We start from the raw sequence: 19,628 nt of genomic DNA, 5'->3' as shown, positions 1-19,628 counted from the left end.
AAAGATGCGGATACGTTGAACTTCATTCTTGGAGGCGTTCAGTTGAACTCGTCGGAATCCAGCATGTCTGAATCATTCATGGATGCGACTCTCACCCCACAACTGGTGAGCGAGTACTATGGCCAAATCGCGCGAGAGGACGTTGCGGCCTATTCGCCCGACGAACTCGAATCTCGGGTGGCGGCTCACCTAGAGGTTGGATTTAGCCGTGAGCCAGAAACCGCGAATGTCGCGGTTACCCGGAACGACGGGTTGTCGGTGGTGCATATTGTCACCGACGATATGCCCTTCCTGGTTGATTCGGTTACTAGCGAACTGGTGCGTCTCGAAGCGCCAATCCAGCTCGTGGTACACCCAACTTTCGTGGTCTCACGTGATTTGGAACAGGGCGATATCAAGTCCCTGAAAAGCACCGGTACCCAACTGATCGCTAGCGGCGACACCGCCGCGCACTCTGATCTCAGCGGACTACTGAATCCCAACTCGAACACCAAGGTGGAGTCCTGGATTTCGGTGGAACTGGCCACGGAGATCAGCGATGAGATGGCCAAGACCATCGTTGAGGGACTGCAGAAGGTTCTTGCAGACGTACGCGTCTCGGTCGAAGACTGGCCGGCCATGCTCGATCGCGCCCACGAGGTTGCCGCGACCCTCGAGCAGACCGTTGGTAGCGAAGAAATCCCGGATCTTGACCAAGCCGTTGAGCTGCTGAACTGGATGACCGACGGACGATTCACGTTCCTCGGCTACCGCGAATACGATCTGGTCACCGAGCACGGCGAGGACGTCCTGCGCGCCCGCGAGGACAGCGGGCTGGGATTGATGCGCGAATCCGGAGACCCCGGTGTGCTGCACCTGACCAAGCGCGGCCGAGCCACCGCTCGAGAAAAGCGCGCACTGGTGCTGACCAAGGCCAATACGCGTTCGACCGTGCACCGTGGCGTGTACCTGGACTACGTAGGTATCAAGAGCTTCGACGCCAATGGCGAAGTCAACGGCGAGCGTCGCTTCATCGGCCTGTTCTCTTCGACGGTGTACACCTCCAGTGTCAAGAGCATCCCGGTCGTGCGCGAAAAGGTTGAAGCGGTACTGCGCAATACAGGTTTCGCCTCGGATTCCCACTCGGGTAAAGACATTGTCACCATTCTCGAGTCCTACCCGCGTGACGAGCTGTTCCAGATTTCCGTTGAAGATCTGACCAACATCGCGCTGGGTATCTTGCGTCTGCAGGAGCGTCGTCGCACCTCGGTCTTCCTGCGTACCGAGGACTATGGCCGATTCGTCACCGCAATGATCTTCATTCCGCGTGATCGTTTCTCCACGGAGATCCGCTACCGCGTCGAAGAGGTCCTTGAAGAGAGCTTCAATCCTGAGTTCAAGGAGTACGAGCTTCAGCTGGGCACCGGCTCACTGGTGCGCCTGTTCTACCGCCTGCGCCTGCAAAAGCACGGTCAGGCTCCGGTGGTTGACCGGCTGAGCCTCGAAGACAAGATCGCCAAGGCCGTTCGCTCTTGGGGCGAAGCGATCACCGACACCGCACGCGAAAGCATGGAAACCACGACGGCACGTCGAGTTTCCAGCACGTGGTCTGAGGCTTTCCCCGCCTCCTACAAGGTGCAGTTCGATATCCAGGACGCGCTGGACGATATCGACCTGCTCAGCGAGCTCGAGCAGCCTGAACGCAAGGGCCCGGTTGTCTCGTTCTACACGCCGTCCGTCGATGAAGACTCGCTCGTCTCGGTGCGCATGAAGATTTTTGTCGACGAGCCGCTGCTGCTTTCACGCATCCTGCCGGTATTGCAGGATCTGGGGCTCGACGTTGTCGACGAGCGCCCCTACGAACTGAATCCGGCCGGTGTCGGACAGCGTTACATCTACGACATGGGCCTGAAGCTCGACGAGCGCATGGACTTCGTCTCGGTGCAGGAAAAGGTTGCTGCCGCCTACACCGCGGTCGTCAACCAGGACGCCGAGTCGGATAAGCTCAACGCACTGGTCCTGCGTGAAGGCTTGTCATGGCAGGAAGTTGCCATGTTGCGCGCCTACACCCACTACCTGCTTCAGCTTGGCGTGCCGAATTCCACGGTGTTCATCGCCGACACGCTGGTCGCCAACGCCGCGGTCACCCATGGCATCGTGAACCTGTTCCACGCGACCTTCGATCCGGCCCTGAGCCCGGAGGAGTCCGCGACCGCACGCGATCTCGCACACGAGCAGATTCGTGAGGCCCTCGAGTCCGTGCCGACCCTCGATGCCGATACCTTGCTGCGTCGCATCGTGAAGGTTATCGAAGCAACGAAGCGAACCAACTACTACGCCGCCAAGCAGGCCCTGGGCTTCAAGCTGGCTCCGCGCGAGATTGACTTCGCGCCGTTCCCACGCCCCATGCATGAACTGTGGGTGTACTCGCCACGCGTCGAAGGCGTGCACTTCCGTTTCGGCGCGGTCGCCCGTGGTGGCTTGCGCTGGTCGGACCGTCGAGAGGATTTCCGCACCGAAGTTCTGGGTCTGGTCAAGGCTCAGATGGTCAAGAACTCGGTGATTGTTCCTACCGGCGCCAAAGGCGGATTCTTTGCCAAGCAGCTGCCCAACCCGGCCGTTGACCGTGGTGCTTGGATGGAAGAAGGCAAGGGCGCATACCGCGTCTTCATCCGCACCCTGCTGGATCTGACCGACAATGTCATCACCGATGAGTCCGGCGAACGCACCGTTCCGCCGGTGGATGTGGTGCGCCGTGACGGCGACGACTCCTACTTGGTGGTCGCAGCCGATAAGGGTACGGCGAGCTTCTCCGATATCGCCAACTCCATTTCGGAGGAGAAGCATCACTGGTTGGGCGACGCATTCGCCTCGGGCGGCTCGGTAGGTTACGACCACAAGGCCATGGGTATTACCGCCCGCGGCGCCTGGGAGTCCGTGAAGCGTCACTTCTTCGAACTTGGCCTCGACACCCAGCGTGAAGAATTCACCGCCGTGGGTATCGGTGACATGTCCGGCGACGTCTTCGGCAATGGCCTGCTGCGCACCAAGACCGTGAAGCTGGTCGCGGCATTCGACCACCGCGATATCTTCTTGGATCCGAATCCGGATCCCGAGGTTTCCTTTGCCGAACGTCAGCGGTTGTATGATCTGCCGCGCTCTTCCTGGGCTGACTACAACAAGGAACTCATCTCGGCCGGTGGCGGTGTCTACTCGCGCAGCCTGAAGTCCGTGCCGATTAGCGCCGAGGTGCGCGAAGCTCTGGGCCTGGACGCCAATGTCGTGAAACTCAGCCCGAATGAGTTGCTCAAGGCAATTCTCGCGGCCGATGTTGACCTGCTCTACAACGGCGGTATCGGTACCTACATCAAGTCCAGCGTCGAGACCCACTCGCAAGTCGGCGACCGCGCCAACGACGCCATCCGTGTGGATGGCAAGCAGGTCCGGGCCAAGGTCATCGGCGAAGGCGGCAACTTGGGTATGACCCAGCTTGGCCGTATCGAGGCCGCCCGCCACGGCGTGTTGCTCAACACCGACGCGATCGATAACTCCGCCGGTGTGGACACCTCGGACCGCGAAGTGAACATCAAGATCTTCGTGGACCGTCAGGTCAAGGCCGGTGCCATCGCCCCCGAGCATCGCGCCGAATTCCTCTTGAAGATGACCGACACCGTTGGCGATTTGGTGTTGCGCACCAACGCCGATCAGAACGTATTGCTCGTCAACGAGAAGCACGCGGCACTCACGTGGGCCCCGGCCTATGAGCGCTTGATGCAGTGGCTTGAGGAGCATGCTGATCTGAACCGCGAGTTGGAATTCCTGCCTACCGCGGAGCAGTTGGAAGAACGTCGCACCAACGGTGAGCCGATGACGGCACCGGAACTGTCGGTGCTGGCCGCCTACGCCAAGATCCAGTTGGCAGGGGCCCTCGCCGATTCGGATATGGCCGACGACCCGTACTTCGCCGCCACCTTGCGCCGCTACTTCCCGCAGGAACTGGTCGAGCGTTTTGGCGACGATATCCAGTCGCATCCGTTGCGCCGGGAGATCATTGCCACCGTCGTCGCCAACGAAGTCGTGAACATCGGCGGCATCACCTACATTTTCCGTGCAATGGAAGAGACCGGCGCCAGCGAAGTTCAGATTGCCAAGGTGTTCTGCGCCCTGCGCGAGATCTACGGATTCGACAAGCAGTTCGCCATGATTAACGAACAGCCGGCCGGCACCGACCTGGATCACTGGGGTCAGCAGCATCACGACCTGCGCCGTCTGCTGGACCGTGCAACGCGCTGGTTCATTAACCACGTCGACGAGCAGCTGCTGGTCGAGGAAGCCGTCAACCGCTTCGGGCCAACGGTGGCGAGCCTGCGTGGTCAACTGCCGACCCTGTTGCGCGGCGTCGACCAGGAGCGTTTCCAGCAGTGGCGGGCCGAGGCCCTCGAGAAGGGTGTCAGCGAGCAGCTGGCCGAAACCTGGGCTACCCAGTTCGAGTCCTACGCCTTGTTGGACATCGCCGGTTACGTGACACGTTCGGAACTCGAGGCGCGTTTGGTCGCCGAGACCTACTACGCACTGTTCGCACGATTCGACGTCGACAACCTGCTGAACCGCATCACCTCGCTGCCACGTGCTGACCGCTGGCAAGCCCTGGCTCGTGGCGCGATGCGCGACGATCTATACACGACCATCATCGACATCACGGCCAACGTGTTGGAGATCGGTGCCGACGTGGCCGATATTGACGAGCGTGTTGCACAGTGGGAGGAAGCGAACGCGACTAACCTTGAACGTGCGGAGAGCATGTTCGCCGAGGTGAACTCGCTGGCCCGCGACGATATGGCGTCGCTGTCAGTGGCTCTACGCCTGCTGCGTTCCGTCGTTCGAAGGTAAGTATCTATGGCCCTCATCACCGAGCAATTGCGCCAACATGCCGACTTGAAGCCCGGTGATGAGGACTGGCTCCACCTGTTGGTGGGGGACTGGCAGCTGGTCGCGGACCTCGCGTTCGCCGACCTGGTGCTCTGGTTCCCCACCGGCGATGGATCCTATGTTGCGCTGGCTCATGTGCGTCCCTCCACCTCGCACACGTCATTCCACACGGACTTCGTGGGGGAGCGCATCCGTAAAGATTTGCGGATCATGGTGGACGAAGCCTGGCAGACGCTAGAGATTCAGCGCTCCACAGCCATCCCCAGCACCGAGATTATTCTGGGCCAGCCCAGCGTGCAGGCAGTACCGATGGCCCGCGAGGGACGCCCCATCGCGGTGATCACCACGCACTACGATCAGTCGCCAAGCCGCACCCCGTCTAATTTGGAGCTGGTGTATCGGCAAAGCGCCGAAGATCTGCTGGTGATGGGCACGCGCGGTTTGTGGCCCGATTTTGCTAGCCCCACCGGGTCACGGCGCGGCGCGCCGCGTGTCGGCGATGGCTTTATCCGGCTGAACACCGAAGGGGTCGTCGAATACGCCAGTCCCAATGCGGTCTCCGCCTTCCGCCGACTGGGTGCCGCGGAAGTATTGCAAGGCCAACCGCTGGCAGAACTGACCATGGCTCTAGTGCGCAATCGACGCGTAGTCGATGAGACGTTGCCGCTGGTGCTTCAGGGCAAGATGCCCTGGCGTACCGAAGTGGAATTTCACGGGGTCACGCTGTCGCTTCGGGCCATTCCCTTGCGCGACGCCAAGCGCCGTTTCGCCGCGCTCGTGCTGTGCCGCGATGTCACCGAGTTGCGTCGGCGGGAGAAGGAGCTCGTCTCCAAGGACGCCACCATTCGCGAGATCCACCACCGAGTGAAGAACAACCTGCAAACGGTGGCGGCCCTGCTGCGCATGCAGTCGCGGCGCATGGATTCTCCCGAAGGTAAACAGGGGCTCGAACAGGCCATGCGCCGAGTCTCCACGATTGCATCCGTGCATGACTTCTTGTCCAAGGGACTGAACGAGAGCGTCAAGTTCGACGATCTGATGGATCGCCAGTTCCGGCTCATCGTCGAGATTGCCTCCCCGGAACAGCGTGTCACCACGCGCCGTGAGGGGGAGTTCGGGATGCTTCCGGCGGACCTTGCGACTCCGCTGTCGCTGGTGATTAACGAGTTGGTGACCAATGCGGTGGAGCACGGTCTTGCGGGGCGTGATGGCACCGTGATCCTGCATGCTGCACGCTACCGTGGAGCCGACGCCCGCAACTGGTTGAAGGTCGTTATCAGCGATGACGGGCATGGATTGCCGCCCGAACCGCGGCGCCAGGGCCTAGGGCTACAGATTGTGCAGACTCTCGTCTCCGGTGAGCTCTCCGGAGACATCCAGTGGCTGCCTGCGCCCGATGGCGGGACTCAAGTTGAGATCAACTTGCCGCTGGATATCGAGCGTCGCTAAGGAGTTAACGACGTAGGGGGTGGATCCACTCAAATGTGGATCCACCCCCTACGTTTTGGCGCCGTCGCGCTTTTAGCGGAAGCGCTTCATATGCGCCTTGACGCTGGCGACGTAGTGCTTCGTGTCCTCGTACATGCCGTACTTACGCACACCGCCGAGCCCCTGGTAGTAGGCCGCAATGGCGTGATCCAAGTTGTCGGTGTTGTCCAGGTTGTACGCGATGGTGGCCACGCCGGCGGTCACGTTGTCCTGCGGGTTGAGCAAGTTCAGCTGGCGCCCGATGCGTCCGGAAATCCATTCGCCGGTGGAGGGGATGACCTGCATGACGCCCAGTGCGTTGGCTGGGGACACCGCCCGCATGTTGAAGCCGGATTCCTGGTAGGCGTGGGCCAACGCCAGTGCAGGGTCAACACCCATGGACTGGGCGGTTGAACGCACCATCGCTTCCATCTGGCCTCGGCTGGGCACATCCATGGCGTCGAGCTTGTTCTTGTTCTCGTTGGCGTTGTCGACGGTGGTCTCGGGGTAGGTGCGTCCGTTGAAGGAGTTGCCGATCTTGCGCGTCTCCTTCTTGACCTCACCGCTCGGTGCGACGGAGGAGCCGGACAGCTTCAGCTGGGTGCCGATCTTCAAGGGAGCGTCGACACTTACGTGCGGATTCAGATCCAGCAGCTGTGAAAGCCGCATCCCGTGGGAGTTGGCAATCTGGCCCAAGGTATCGCCAGCCTTGACGGTGTAGGTCGAGGTCTTGGTCTTCGACGGGGCCTGTGGCTTGGAGTTGTTCGAGCCACCAGTTTTTTGACCCGAGACGACCAGAGTCTTCCCGACGTAAATGGTGTCGCTGACTCGCATGTTGTTCTTGGCGGCCAAGTCCTTGGTGCTCATGCCGAACTTGTGAGCAATGCCCGAGAGGGTGTCACCGGACTGAATGGTGTACGTTCCGTTGCCACTCTTCGTGGGGGTGCTCTTGCCGGTTGACTTGGTCTCCGAGCTGGATCCTGCGCCCACGCGAATCTTGTCGCCCGGGTGGATCACCGAGTTCTTGCTGAGCTTCGGGTTGAGCTTGAGCAGCTCCGCCAGCGATAGCTTGTGCTTGTAGGCGATGCCGCCCAAGGTATCGCCTGAGGTCACGGTGTAGCTGGAGCCGCCACTGGACTTGGGGGCCGGGCCGCTCTTGTGCTGTTGTGGGGCGCTCTTCTGGCCATCCACGAGCAGCTTGTCGCCAGGGAAGATCTTGGAGGAACGCGAAAGGTCGTTCTTCTTCAGCAGGCTATCGAGAGACAGCTTGTGCTTGTAAGCAATGCCGCTGAGGGTATCGCCGGACTTGACCGTGTAGTACGTGGCCTTGGTCTTCGACGACGAGGTCTTCTTGGGGCTTGACGAGCCCGACGAGTCGCCCGAAATCTTGAGCTTCTGACCAGCGACAATGTGATCGCCCTTGATGTCGTTGAGCTTACGCAGCTTATCAACGGTGGTGTCGTACTCCCGGGCGATGCTCCAGAGCGAGGCGCCCTCGGGAACCGTGATTTCGCTGACGGAGCGATGTGCCGGCAACCCGAGCGTTGTCACGCTCGAAGAGAGTAGATGGGCCTTGATGTGCTGCTCGGCCTTTTTGACGGTTTGCGGATTTACCGACTTGGGCGCGAATGCCTGGGTCTTAGAGGTCTCCACGGGTAGTGCCATGGCGGGCGCGGCCGCGAGGCTACCAATGACGGCTGCCGGAATGGATGCGGTAGCCACGACACCTAAGGCATGCATAGCAACATGTTTCGACTCTGGGGACATTTGGGGGTTCCTCATATCAAAAGTTGTGGGCAACGATCCGCGCATAACAAACGACCAGCCACTGGCAATTAGTTCGTGATGCAATTGTTATCAAAGTGATACTTGTGAATTTACACTACTAATGAGTCGCAAGGAAACCAGTGTGACTGGATTGGCGAAAGTTTTTTTGTCCACGACCCATGTGGGAACCTAGTGGAGTGAGTGATATCGAAAAATTGGTCGGTGAATGGCTGACCTTGCCGGATCTGGCGGAGCTACTGGATATTGATATTCGTCGTGTCCATCGACTCGTTGACGAGCGCGCCATCGTCGTGTTGCGCGTGGGCGAACGCGGCATCAAGAGCGTGCCTGCACAGTTCGTCCAGGACGGGGCAATCGTCGAAAGTCTAAAGGGCACTCTTTCGGTGCTGCGGGACTCTGGATTCTCCGATGAAGAAGCCGTGCAGTGGTTGTTTACCGAAGACGACAGTCTGCCCGGAACACCCATGCACTGCCTTCGCACGGGGCGTAAAACGGAGATTCGTCGCCGTGCGCAGGCTCTGGGCTGGTAACCCCTGAGCGACCAACAGTGTTAAAGCCTCAGGGTCAGAACCGGAAGGTTCTGACCCTGAGGCTTTTGACGTTACTTAGCTCGTTTGGTGACCGCGTCACTGAGCCAGCGCAGACCGGTATGAGCTAAACGGTCGATCCCGAGCTCATCCAAGGCCTGCAGGGCCTGTGCGGTGAGCGCGTCGATGCTTTCCTCGGTAGCCGCCAGGGCGCCGCTGTCGCGCAAAATGCCGCTGAGCCGCGACACTTCGTGCTCCGATAGGTCACGGGCACCGAGGCGCGTCTGAATAAATTCCACCTCGTCATCGCTGGCCAACGAAAGGGCGTGGGCGATGATCTCGGTTCGCTTTCCCTCGCGCAGGTCATCGCCTGCTGGCTTCCCGGTAATCGAGGGGTCTCCAAAGACTCCGAGCACGTCGTCTCGAAGCTGAAAAGCTTCGCCGAGCGGTAATGCGAAATTGCCATAGGCGGCTAGCAGGTGCTCGTCGGCACCTCCCAAGGCTCCGCCGAGCAATAGGGGATTTTCAGTGGAATACTTCGCAGACTTGTAGCGCACGATGGTTCGGGCGCGCTTGACCGCTTCGGCGGGGTCGTAGACCGACCCCGCGAACTCCTCGAGTACATCCAGGTACTGACCGGCCATAACCTGCGTGCGCATGGAATTGAAGATTCGTCGCGCCGCATGGCCGTCTCGGTCGATGGAAGAGAAAACCTCTTCACTGAGCGACAGGCACAGATCCCCGGTGAGAATAGCGCTCGCCGCTCCGTAACGGACGGCGTCCCCGCTGAGGCCCAAGCGGGCATGCTGCGCCTCGAAGCGCTTATGTACGCTTGGCTGTCCGCGTCGCGTATCCGAATTGTCGATGAGGTCATCGTGGATCAGAGCCGCTGCCTGGAAGAGTTCTAGGGAAACGCCGACCTTGACAATGTCCTGCGACTGTTCGGGACCTCCAGCACCACGGAATCCCCAGTAGGCAAAGAGTGGGCGAAGACGTTTTCCGCCGGCCGAGAGGTCTTTAATCGCGCGGACAATCTCAGTGGCGGAGTTCGTGATTTGCGCGACTTCCTGTTCCTTGAGATCCAAGAACTCGGTCAGTGACTCGGCCACCGAGGATGCATAGGCGATGCTTAAGCGCCCTGCTTCTTTTTCGAGAGCGGTGGATGAATCGGGGAGCGACATTCGACATCTTTTCTACACAAGGCAATATCGGACATCTTCAGCTTACCTTGCACGGTGGTGGTGGCCGGTGTCGAGACAGCTAGGGGGCTCGGTGCTCACTGTCGGGGTCGGGAATTAGACTATTGGCATGGAAACCGGCCCCGAGCGCGCAATCTTGCATGTGGATATGGATGCGTTCTTCGTGTCGGTGGAACGGCTTTACGACCCAGAGCTGGCCTCCCGCCCGGTGATCGTCGGTAGCCCGCAAGGGCGTAGCGTCGTGTTGTCGGCGTCCTATGATTGCCGCGCACTGGGCGTACGCTCGGCCATGCCCATGAGTAAGGCCATGGCTCTGGCGCCACACGCTGTCATTGTCCCGCCACATCGGGAACGCTACGAGGCGGCTTCGCGGGCCGTGATGGAGTATTTCGCCACGATCACACCGCTACTAGAACAGGTCAGTATCGACGAGGCCTTCCTCGACGTTACCGGTTCCATGCGCCTGCTTGGTGGGCCGGTGAATATTGCTCACCAGATTCGTCAGTACATTGCACACAACCTCGGGCTGCCTTCCAGTGTTGGCATTGCCAGAAATAAGTTCGTAGCCAAGCTGGCGTCCACTCGGGCCAAACCCAACGGTCTCATTGTCGTTCCTCCCGAACGGACGTTGGAGTTTCTTCACGAACTACCTATCGCGCATATGTGGGGAGTCGGAGCGAAGACCCGTGAGCAACTGCTCACCATGGGTATTGCCAGTATTGCGGACCTCGCCGCGCAGCCGGTTTCGCGTCTTGTGGCACGATTCGGCGAATCCGGGCGGTCGCTCCATCAGCTGGCGCTGGGAATTGACAATCGGCCGGTACAACCGGAGCACCAGGAGAAGAGCATCTCCGTGGAGCATACATTGGCCACGGATCTACGTGATCCGCAAGCGGTCGAGCGCGAACTGGTGGACCTGGCCTATCGGCTGGGGCGCCGTTTGCGAAGGCAAGGGCATACCGCAGCCGGGCTCGGGCTCAAGCTCAAGTATGCCGACTTTAGCGTCGCCAACCGCTCACGTACCTTGCCGGCGGCTACCGATTCGACGGCTACTTTGGCCCGGGAAGCTAAACCGCTACTGCAAAAGCTCTTGCCATTGGCGCAACCGGTCCGCCTTATTGGCTTGCGCGTGGAGAAGCTGGGTAGCCCGAGCGAGGGATTGCAATTCACCTTGGACGAGAGCGGTGAGCGGGAGCGTGAGTCGGAACTCGCGATTGATCGTATTAACGAGCGGTTTCCCGGATCGGTGGTCAAGCCAGCGAGCTTGCTCGGGGCGCCTGCCGAACGTTCACGTGCCGAGCAGAGTCTGATGGAAACTTCAGAATTACCGCGCGAGGGCCACGAGAAGCCAAAATGAGACTATCCTAGATATGTAGGCACGGTCCCTTAAGAATGGGGAACAAAAGCGGCGCATGGTGCGTTATACGAATTGATGGGTGAGAAGCATCAATTGCGTGTGGAAGGAGAGGACGATGCCACTATCAGAACATGAGCAACGTCTGTTGGAGCAGCTGGAAAAACAGCTGCATGAAGATCGCCGTTTTGCCTCAAGTATGAAGGCTCCCGTGAACGGCCGGTTCTCGACGCGCAACATCGCACTGGGTATTCTGCTGGCAATTGCCGGTGTCGCGGTACTGATTTTCGGTATTTCACAGCAGTGGATCCCGTTGGGTGTGCTGGGTTTTGCACTCATGTTCGGTGGCGTATTGCTGGCCATGCGTAAGTCTGCTTCGGGCAAGCTGGGTGGAACTGGGGCTCCCGGCACCAAGGGGCAGGGACGTAAGCAGGGGTCCTCCTTCATGTCGGGACTTGAGGAGCGCTGGGATCAGCGCAAGCGAGATCAAGACGACTAACACTCATCAACGGTTTTCTAAAAAGGGCGTAGCCATGGCGGCTACGCCCTTTTTCGCGCCCGAAGGCGCAGGCCCCCGCATCACTGCCTCTAAGAGGTAGGGCCCAGGCGTGCAGCTACGGCGAACCATCACCTGTTCCTCCACATCACTCCCTCGAAGAGCCAACGCTCGGGATTTACGGACGATCGCCTCGCGCTGCAGGGGCGAAATGCTCTGCATTGAACTCGGGGCGGAAAGTGATTCTCCGGAGATTCCTAGGTTTTCGCGATTTTTCACACCCGGCGTTCATCTGCCCGGTTTCCACGGCCCTCCACTTTGCGCCACCGAAGGCTCAGGTCCCTCCCAAAACGCACGTTAACTCGCGGAATTACGCCCGGATGAGCCTCGCGAAGCTCACACGCTCCACTACTCCGCCCACTCGCTCTGCGCGTCGATCTCCCGCGATAGGACGCGGATTTTTTATTCCAAGACCTAGTGGAAAGGGAAGATGTGCGTTGACAGTGGAGGGTCGTGGAGTAAAGTGGAGCGTAGTAGAGGGGCTGGGGTCGTTTCGGACCATTTTCAGGAGGTGGCGTGAATGTTCCTCGGGACGTACACGCCGCGCTTGGACGAGAAGGGGCGACTGATCCTCCCCGCGAAATATCGTGACGAACTCTCACGCGGTTTGGTGCTTACTCGAGGACAAGAGCGTTGCATCTATGTCTTCAGTCAGGCCGAGTTCGAGAAGCAACATGAGCAGATGGCTCAGGCTTCGTTGACCTCGCGTAAGGCTCGTGATTATGCCCGAGTGTTTCTCTCGGGCGCATCGGATGAGCTGCCGGATAAGCAGGGGCGCGTCACGATTCCTCAGATTCTGCGTAGCTATGCAGGGTTGGAGCGCGAGGTCACCGTGATCGGCGCTGGCAACCGCGTAGAAATCTGGGACACGGATTCCTGGCAAACCTACCTGCAAGAGCAGGAAGATGCCTTCTCCGAAACCGACGACGAAGACTGACAATCTACGAATTTGAGAATCATGACGCTGGTGTGAGATCTCCAGCCATCTCGCGGAGCGATAAGCTCTGGCTTCACTTCCCCGGAGCCAGAACGAATCGTTGCCGGGGGTTGGAGGGGGACCTGACATCAGCGGCGGGGCTGGAGAAAGGGATACTAGTGGCAGCATCGCAGAATGAGCGACCAGCGGCGGAACGGCATGTTCCGGTACTTCTGGATCGTTGCGTGAATCTGCTTGCGCCTGGAATTCACAACGCACAGGCTCAGGGGCGCCAGGCCGTGGTCGTTGACTGCACCTTGGGTATGGGCGGTCATTCCGAGGCTCTGCTGACCCGTTTCCCCGACCTGCACCTCATTGGACTGGACCGAGACGAGCAGGCCCATGCGCTCGCCGGGGCTCGTCTGGCAAAATTTGCCGATCGCACCGATCTGGTGCACGCCGTCTATAACGAGATCGCAGACGTGGTGGAGGACCTTGGATTCGCCGGTGTTGATGGCGTGCTCTTCGACCTAGGCGTTTCGAGCCTGCAACTCGACGAACGGGAGCGCGGCTTTGCCTACTCCTACGATGCCCCGCTGGATATGCGTATGGACACCTCGGTAGGGCCCACCGCGGAAGACCTAGTCAATGACCTCGAACAGGCCGAGCTACAGCGCATCATCCGACAGTGGGGCGAAGAAAAATTCGCAGGTCGGATCGCACGAGCGATAGTCGAAGCGCGCGCCAGCGAACGGATCGTTACCACCGCGCAACTGGTAGAGGTCATTCGCGCCGTCGTTCCAGCCGCCGCAGCCCGTAACTCCGGGCATCCGGCGAAACGCACCTTTCAAGCACTTCGAATCGCCGTCAATGAAGAGCTCGATGTGCTGGAAGAAGCGATTCCGGCGGCCATGGGGGCGCTAAATGTCGGCGGGCGTGTGGTGGTCATGAGCTATCACTCGCTGGAGGACAAGATCACCAAACGTCACTTCGTGCAGGGATCGACTTCATCGGCGCCTCCGGGTTTCCCGGTGGAGCTCGAAGAACATAAGGCCGAATTCAAGGTCTTGACCAAGGGAACCGAAAAGCCCAGCGATGCAGAAATCGCTGAGAATTCACGTGCAGCATCGGCCCGCTTGCGAGCGGTGGAACGCGTACTGAAGAGGAGCTAGCATGACTCAACGAGCACCACGCCGTATTCAGAAGTCTGCCTTCCCGGGCACCGCACCGGTTGTGGAGGGCAGCGCTGCTCGTGCCGCGCGCCCCGAACCCGTTCCGGCTGCCGACTTACAGTTCGCTGAGACCAAAAGACGCGTCACGCTGTCTTTGGTGCCGAAACGCGACCAGAATAACCGGCGTTCGTTGATCGTCATGTTCTCCATACTGGTGGCCTTGGCCGTTGCCGTGGTGGTGACTCTGGTGCTGCTCAACACAACCGTGGCGCAGCGACAGTACGAAATTGTATCGCTCCGCGGTCAGGAGCGGGCCCTCTCGCAAGAGAACCAGGCGCTGCTGAAAGAAGCACAGTCGCTGTCCGCGCCACAGGCGCTTGCCAAAGAGGCTAAGGACCTGGGGCTGGTGGCTCCCGGTGCGCCGGGCCTAGTGAATCTTGATGAGAACAAGATCTCACAGGAGGCCAAGGCTGCGACGAAGCCCGAAGACGGTACCAAGTACGTCAATCTTCCGCTTCCCGGTGAGGCGCTGAAGGCCAAGGCCGAAGCCAAGGAAAAGGAACTGGCCGCTAAGAAGGAGGCCGAGACAAAAGCCGAAGCCGACGCGAAGGCCGCCGCCAAGGGGAGCGACGAGAAGGCTAAGGCCTCGAAGGCCGCTACCGAGCGAGCACAGAAAGATGGCCGTCCAGTATTTACCGAGGGCGAGCTCAACGGCGGCACGATTCCCGCCCCGAGCTTGAGCACACCGACCTCCTAGAATTGGCGCGTATCATTCAGTGACAGCGCTTGATCGAGCTTCATCAGACCAATGCTGACGGGAATGGGCACCAGTGATTTCTACCGCATCGACCACCGCCAAGAAACGTATGAGGGTTGTCCTCATCCTCTCGCTGGCGGCCCTTTTGGCTATTGCCGGGCGTCTCTTCTGGATTCAAGGCATTAATGCCGCGACTGTCGCCGAAAAAGCCCAGCAAGTGCGCCAGCGTGAGGAAGTCATAACTCCCACCCGCGGGTCTATTCTCGATCGAAATGGCACCACCTTGGCGGTGAGCGTTGACCGCTACGATCTGGTCATTGACCAGCGTGAACAGGAAGATGAGGTCACCCGCAAGAAGCGCGATGGCTCGAATGGGCGCGAGAAGGTTAGCTGGGATCAGGCGATCAAAGAACTCGCTGGACTGTTGAACCAGGATCCCGAGGACCTGAAGAAGCTGGTGCGTCCGCAGGGCGATGCCAAGCCGAAGGGGTATGTCATTCTGGCCAAGGGTGTGACCCCGGAGATCAAGAATGAGGTCATGGAAGTCGGCATTCCCCGGTTGAATGCCCTTCTACGTAGCGAGCGCCAATACCCGCAGGGTGTCATTGCCGGACCATTGCTCGGTTTTGTGCGCAATTCTGAGGATCAGACCTCGCTGGTCGGCGCCGAAGGCCTGGAACTCAGCCAGGAAGAACATCTGCGCGGTACCGACGGGCGCCGCAAGTATGAGGTCGGCGCCGATGGTGTGCGCATCCCGATTACCGATATTGAAGAGACTCCGGCGGTCAACGGGCAGGATGTTCAACTGACGATCGACTCCGACATTAACTACATCGCCCAACGCGAAGCGGAGAAGAAGCAGAAGCAATTTAGCGCCGAGTGGGTTTCGGTGGTGGCTATGGAGGTCAAGACGGGCAAGGTCTTGGCTATCGGTGACTCCGCACAGCTGGACCCCAATGACCCGGGGGCCACCAAGCCGGAGTTCCGTCGTTCGACCTCGATTACACGAGCCTTCGAACCCGGCTCGACCGGTAAGGCCCCGATCTTTGCCGCGGCCATCGATGCCGGCGTGGTGTCGCCGCTGGATGAGATGCGTGTACCGCACCAAAAAACCTTCACCAAGGAAACGATCCACGACTCCCTGCCGCACTCGACCTACGATATGACCGTGGCCGGCATCTTCGCCCGTTCCTACAACACCGGCACCGTGATGGTGGGTAATAAGCTCAGCAAACAGCAGCGCTACGACTACATGCGTGCTTTCGGGTTGGGCGAATCGATCCAAATGGGTCTGAACGGTGCCAGCGCCGGGCAGCTTGCAGCGCCGGATAGTTGGGATCGTCGTCAGCAGTACACCACCATGTTCGGCCAGGGTTATTCGCAGACCGTGCTGCATACCGCTTCGATCTTCCAGACGCTGGCCAACGGCGGGGTGCGGATCGCCCCGAGCCTGATCGATCACTATGTGGATGCCGATGGCAACGTCATCGAACGTGAGAAGCCGGAGCAGCGCCGGGTGGTTAAGAAGAAGACCGCCGACGAGATGCTCAAGCTCATGGAGTCCGTCGTGGATTCCGGCACTGGCGGTAAAATGAGGATTCCGGGTTACCGTGTCGGCGGCAAAACCGGTACCGGACAGGCGGCCGGCCCCAGCGGCGGATACGACGGTTACACTTACTCCTTTGCTGGCGTCGCCCCATTGGAAGACCCGCAGTTTGTGGTGGTGGCCACGATGTACCGCCCACAGGGTAGCTGGAAAGAATTCTCGGTGGCCGACACGTTCACCGAAGTTATGGAGCACACATTGAACACATTCAATGTGCCGCCGAGCTCAACGAAGTCGGAGGCCTACAAAGTCTTCGTCGGTAAGGATCAGAAGAAGCCTTGGTAGAAAAGGACCTGCGCTCGCCCCGCGAGCTCGAACAGCTCATGCGACCGGCGGCGACGCCCGGTATTACCTTTGCCGAGCTTTGCAGCAGACTGGAGGTCAGCTCACGCACCGCAGACCAGAACGCATCGGTGCAACTAAGCGGTGTGAGCATGAATCCGCAACTGGTTCTGCCCGGCGATCTGTTTCTGGCCATCGCCGGTGCGAACCGACACGGCGCAGAGTTCGCCGCTACCGCACTGGACCACGGTGCCGCCGCGATCCTTACCGACCAGGCAGGTTATGACATCCTCGGGCCCACCGTCGAAGTACCGGTGGCCCTCACCGAGAATGTACGGGCGCTGGCCGGCCCCGCGGCTCGGATGATCTATGGCACCACGGATGGGGCGCCGGAGCTTTTCGGCGTCACCGGAACGAACGGCAAAACCACCACCACCTTCATGATCCAGTCCTTGCTGGAGGCGCTCTCGCGGCCCTGCGGCATCGTGGGGACCATCGAAATTTCGGCGCGCGGGCAGATCATCCCCTCGGTGCTGACCACCCCCGAGGCCACGCAACTGCATGCGATCGTCGCGAACATGGACCAGCAGGGCGTCGGGCATATCGCCATGGAGGTTTCGAGCCACTCGCTGTCCTATGGTCGTGTCGACGGGCTGCGCTTCGCCGTGGCCGGCTACACCAACCTGACGCAGGATCATTTGGATCTCCACGGCTCGATGGAGGAGTACTTCGCGACGAAGGCGGCCCTGTTTACCGCCCAGCGCGCCCAGCGCGCCGTGGTGATGGTGGACGATGAGTATGGGCAACGTCTTGCCGAGAACGCCGAAATTCCGACGTTGTCGTTGAGCCTGGATGCGCACCACCCGACGGCCCAGTGGCGCGTGCAGGATGTCACCGTCGAGAAGCTCGGGCACCGCTTTGTGCTGCGCGACCGGCAGGGCGCCGAACTACGCGCCCACACGGCATTGCCTGCCATGTTTAATGTGGCCAACGCGGCCCTCGCGGTGCTGATGGTGCACGCCTCGGGCGTCGCGCTAGAGGACCTGCAGGCAGCCTTGGACGTCCACGACCCGCTCTCCGTGGCCGTGCCGGGACGGATGCAGGTCATCGGTCATGAACCGGTGGCCGTCGTGGACTTTGCGCACAACTCCGATGCCTTGGTGAAGGCCCTGGAGTCCATGCGGCCGGGCCCCGGGGGGCGTCGAATCGTGGTCTTTGGGGCGACCGGTGAGCGCGATAAGACCAAACGACCCGATATGGGGCGGGTGGCGGCCGAGCATGCCGACATTGTGATTGTCACTGACGACGATCCGCACGGGGAAGACCCCGCGCCGATTCGTGAGCAGGTGGCCGCCGGTGCCCGGCAGGCCATTGCCGTCTCCGGTCGTGCCGTCCAGCTGCTCAACGTCGCACCTCGCGCGGCGGCCATCGACAAGGCCGTGGAATTGGCCGGTGTGGCCGACGCGATTCTGATTGCCGGGCGCGGACATGAAGTTAGTCAGGAAGTCGCCGGCGTCGATCTGGAACTTGATGATCGCACCGAGCTGTCCGCGGCATTGACGCGCCGCGGTTTTGTGACCGTCGCGACCCATGCCTAACCCCGGGTTCCGTGCCCGTCGAGTGTAAAGTCCTAAGTGCCATGATTGAACTGTCTTTAAACGAGCTGATCGCGATTACCGGAGGCCGGGCCACCCGTTCCGCCGTCGGTGACATCGCTGTTTCCGCCGTCACCACCGATTCGCGCGAAGTAGTACCCGGCGGCCTTTTTGTGGCCAAGCCCGGTGAGTTCTCCGACGGGCACGCCTTCATCGATCAGGCGTTGAACGCCGGAGCCGTGCTAGCCCTTGCGGAGCGCGAAACCTACGACGACTCGCGGGCCGTTCACCCGGCGATCATCGTCCCCGACGCGGTGGAAGCCATGGGTCAGATCGCCGCGCATATCGTGCGGCACCTCAAGGCCACCAATGACGCGACGGTCATTGGCATTACTGGTTCGGCTGGCAAAACCACGACCAAGGACTTGCTCGCTGGCATCCTCAGCGCCGAGGCGCCGACCGTCTCACCAATCGGCTCCTATAACGGCGAGGTCGGAGTGCCGCTGACGGTCTTCCAGGCCACCGCGGACACCAAGTACCTGGTGATTGAAATGGGCGCCACCGGTATCGGGCACCTGAACTACCTATGCGATATGGTCCACCCGCAGATCGGCGTGGTGCTCTGCGTGGGTACGGCTCACGCCGGCGAATTCGGGGGCGTCGACAATATCGAGCGCGCCAAGGGGGAGCTGGTGGAGTCCCTCGAGGCTACGGGCACCGCCCTGCTGAATGCCGATGATCCACGCGTGGCCCGGATGGCCTCGCGCGCCACGGCCCAGGTACGGTACTTCGGGCAGGAACCGGCCGATCCGGAGGCGCAGCCCGGAGCCGTCTGGGCCCGCGAGGTTCAGGTCAACAGCGCCGGCCAACCGGAACTGACACTGGTTTTTGCCGACGGCAGCACGCACAGGATTACCAGCGGCCTACTGGGTCGGCACCACGTAAGCAACATTCTGGCCGCCGCCTCGGCCGCCCAAGCCGTCGGGGTCGAGCCGGCCCGGATCGCCGCGGCCCTGCATGGGCGGGGCGCCGGTAGCCGCTGGCGCATGGAACGCATTGAGCGTTCCGATGGCGTGAGCATCATTAACGATGCGTATAACGCCAACCCGGATTCGATGCGCGCGGCCCTGGTCACGCTGGCCGAACTGGGCCGTGGGGACGGCACGCAACCGGCCCGACGGACCTGGGCGGTGCTCGGGGAGATGCGCGAACTCGGCGAAGACTCCGTGCACGAACACGATCTACTCGGGCGTATGGCGGTACGGCTGAATATCGCTAAGCTCGTTATCATCGGTTCCGGAGCGAAGGCCGCATATAACTCGGCCGTGCTCGAGGGCAGCTGGGGCGACGAAGCGCATTATGTGGAGACGCTCGAGGAAGCGCGGACGCTGCTCGACGAGCAGCTACGCGCCGGCGACATAGTTTTGTTCAAGTCCTCCAACGGGGCGGGACTTCGATTTCTAGGCGACGAGGTCGCGGCAGCTGTGAGGGAAGGTTAGAC

General features: G+C 60.7%; 13 protein-coding genes. 11 read left to right on the top strand and 2 right to left on the bottom strand.

Features of this window, described 5'->3' with window-relative positions:
* Nucleotides 1-63: 63 nt before the first annotated feature.
* Both ACYU0X_RS11045 and ACYU0X_RS11040 read left to right on the top strand, forming a co-directional pair.
* Entirely contained in the window at nt 64-4,869 is a 4,806-nt protein-coding gene (locus tag ACYU0X_RS11045) for an NAD-glutamate dehydrogenase (protein WP_461900703.1), read from the top strand.
* Between the two features lie 6 nt (nt 4,870-4,875).
* A complete protein-coding gene (locus ACYU0X_RS11040) occupies nt 4,876-6,357 on the top strand; it encodes a sensor histidine kinase (protein ID WP_309406528.1) in 1,482 nt (493 codons plus the stop codon).
* Nucleotides 6,358-6,429: 72 nt separating this feature from the next.
* On the opposite strand, the gene ACYU0X_RS11035 is transcribed toward ACYU0X_RS11040, so the two are convergent.
* Entirely contained in the window at nt 6,430-8,097 is a 1,668-nt protein-coding gene (locus ACYU0X_RS11035; RefSeq protein ID WP_461900701.1) for a LysM peptidoglycan-binding domain-containing protein, read from the bottom strand.
* 242 nt (nt 8,098-8,339) lie between these two features.
* On the opposite strand from ACYU0X_RS11035, the gene ACYU0X_RS11030 reads away from it, so the two are divergent.
* Nucleotides 8,340-8,693 carry an Rv2175c family DNA-binding protein gene (locus ACYU0X_RS11030; protein ID WP_309406532.1) on the top strand — a complete coding sequence of 118 codons (354 nt, stop codon included), beginning with the start codon at nt 8,340-8,342 and terminating at the stop codon, nt 8,691-8,693.
* A gap of 71 nt (nt 8,694-8,764) precedes the next feature.
* Here the strand turns inward: ACYU0X_RS11030 and ACYU0X_RS11025 are convergent, their stop codons facing one another.
* The gene (locus ACYU0X_RS11025; RefSeq protein WP_461900699.1) at nt 8,765-9,871 is read right to left on the bottom strand and encodes a polyprenyl synthetase family protein; all 1,107 of its coding nucleotides are present in this window, start codon (nt 9,869-9,871) and stop codon (nt 8,765-8,767) included.
* Nucleotides 9,872-9,998: 127 nt separating this feature from the next.
* On the opposite strand from ACYU0X_RS11025, the gene dinB reads away from it, so the two are divergent.
* The 8 genes from dinB to ACYU0X_RS10985 all read left to right on the top strand — a co-directional run bounded on the left by dinB (nt 9,999) and on the right by ACYU0X_RS10985 (nt 19,626).
* Nucleotides 9,999-11,246 (top strand): DNA polymerase IV, encoded by a 1,248-nt coding sequence (dinB, locus tag ACYU0X_RS11020; protein WP_461900697.1) that lies wholly within the window; start codon nt 9,999-10,001, stop codon nt 11,244-11,246.
* 115 nt (nt 11,247-11,361) lie between these two features.
* Entirely contained in the window at nt 11,362-11,742 is a 381-nt protein-coding gene (locus ACYU0X_RS11015; protein WP_461900695.1) for a DUF3040 domain-containing protein, read from the top strand.
* A 577-nt stretch (nt 11,743-12,319) separates the two neighbouring features.
* Nucleotides 12,320-12,736 (top strand): division/cell wall cluster transcriptional repressor MraZ, encoded by a 417-nt coding sequence (gene mraZ, locus ACYU0X_RS11010; protein ID WP_309406537.1) that lies wholly within the window; start codon nt 12,320-12,322, stop codon nt 12,734-12,736.
* Nucleotides 12,737-12,894: 158 nt separating this feature from the next.
* Nucleotides 12,895-13,887, top strand: a complete 993-nt coding sequence (gene rsmH / locus ACYU0X_RS11005) for a 16S rRNA (cytosine(1402)-N(4))-methyltransferase RsmH (RefSeq protein WP_461900693.1) — start codon at nt 12,895-12,897, stop codon at nt 13,885-13,887.
* Between the two features lies 1 nt (nt 13,888).
* Nucleotides 13,889-14,644 (top strand): hypothetical protein, encoded by a 756-nt coding sequence (locus ACYU0X_RS11000; protein WP_461900692.1) that lies wholly within the window; start codon nt 13,889-13,891, stop codon nt 14,642-14,644.
* A 109-nt stretch (nt 14,645-14,753) separates the two neighbouring features.
* The gene (locus tag ACYU0X_RS10995; protein WP_461900691.1) at nt 14,754-16,535 is read left to right on the top strand and encodes a peptidoglycan D,D-transpeptidase FtsI family protein; all 1,782 of its coding nucleotides are present in this window, start codon (nt 14,754-14,756) and stop codon (nt 16,533-16,535) included.
* Entirely contained in the window at nt 16,529-18,130 is a 1,602-nt protein-coding gene (locus ACYU0X_RS10990; protein ID WP_461900689.1) for a UDP-N-acetylmuramoyl-L-alanyl-D-glutamate--2,6-diaminopimelate ligase, read from the top strand. The genes ACYU0X_RS10995 and ACYU0X_RS10990 overlap by 7 nt, the downstream gene beginning before the upstream one ends.
* Nucleotides 18,131-18,171: 41 nt before the next feature.
* Nucleotides 18,172-19,626: a UDP-N-acetylmuramoyl-tripeptide--D-alanyl-D-alanine ligase gene (locus ACYU0X_RS10985; RefSeq protein WP_461900687.1), complete on the top strand. Its 1,455-nt coding sequence runs from the start codon at nt 18,172-18,174 to the stop codon at nt 19,624-19,626.
* The last annotated feature ends 2 nt before the right edge of the window (nt 19,627-19,628 follow it).

The sequence above is a fragment of the Glutamicibacter sp. X7 genome, assembly GCF_054889245.1.
The sequence above is the reverse complement of the archived record's forward strand: the minus strand, read 5'-3'. Positions and strand labels throughout refer to the sequence as shown.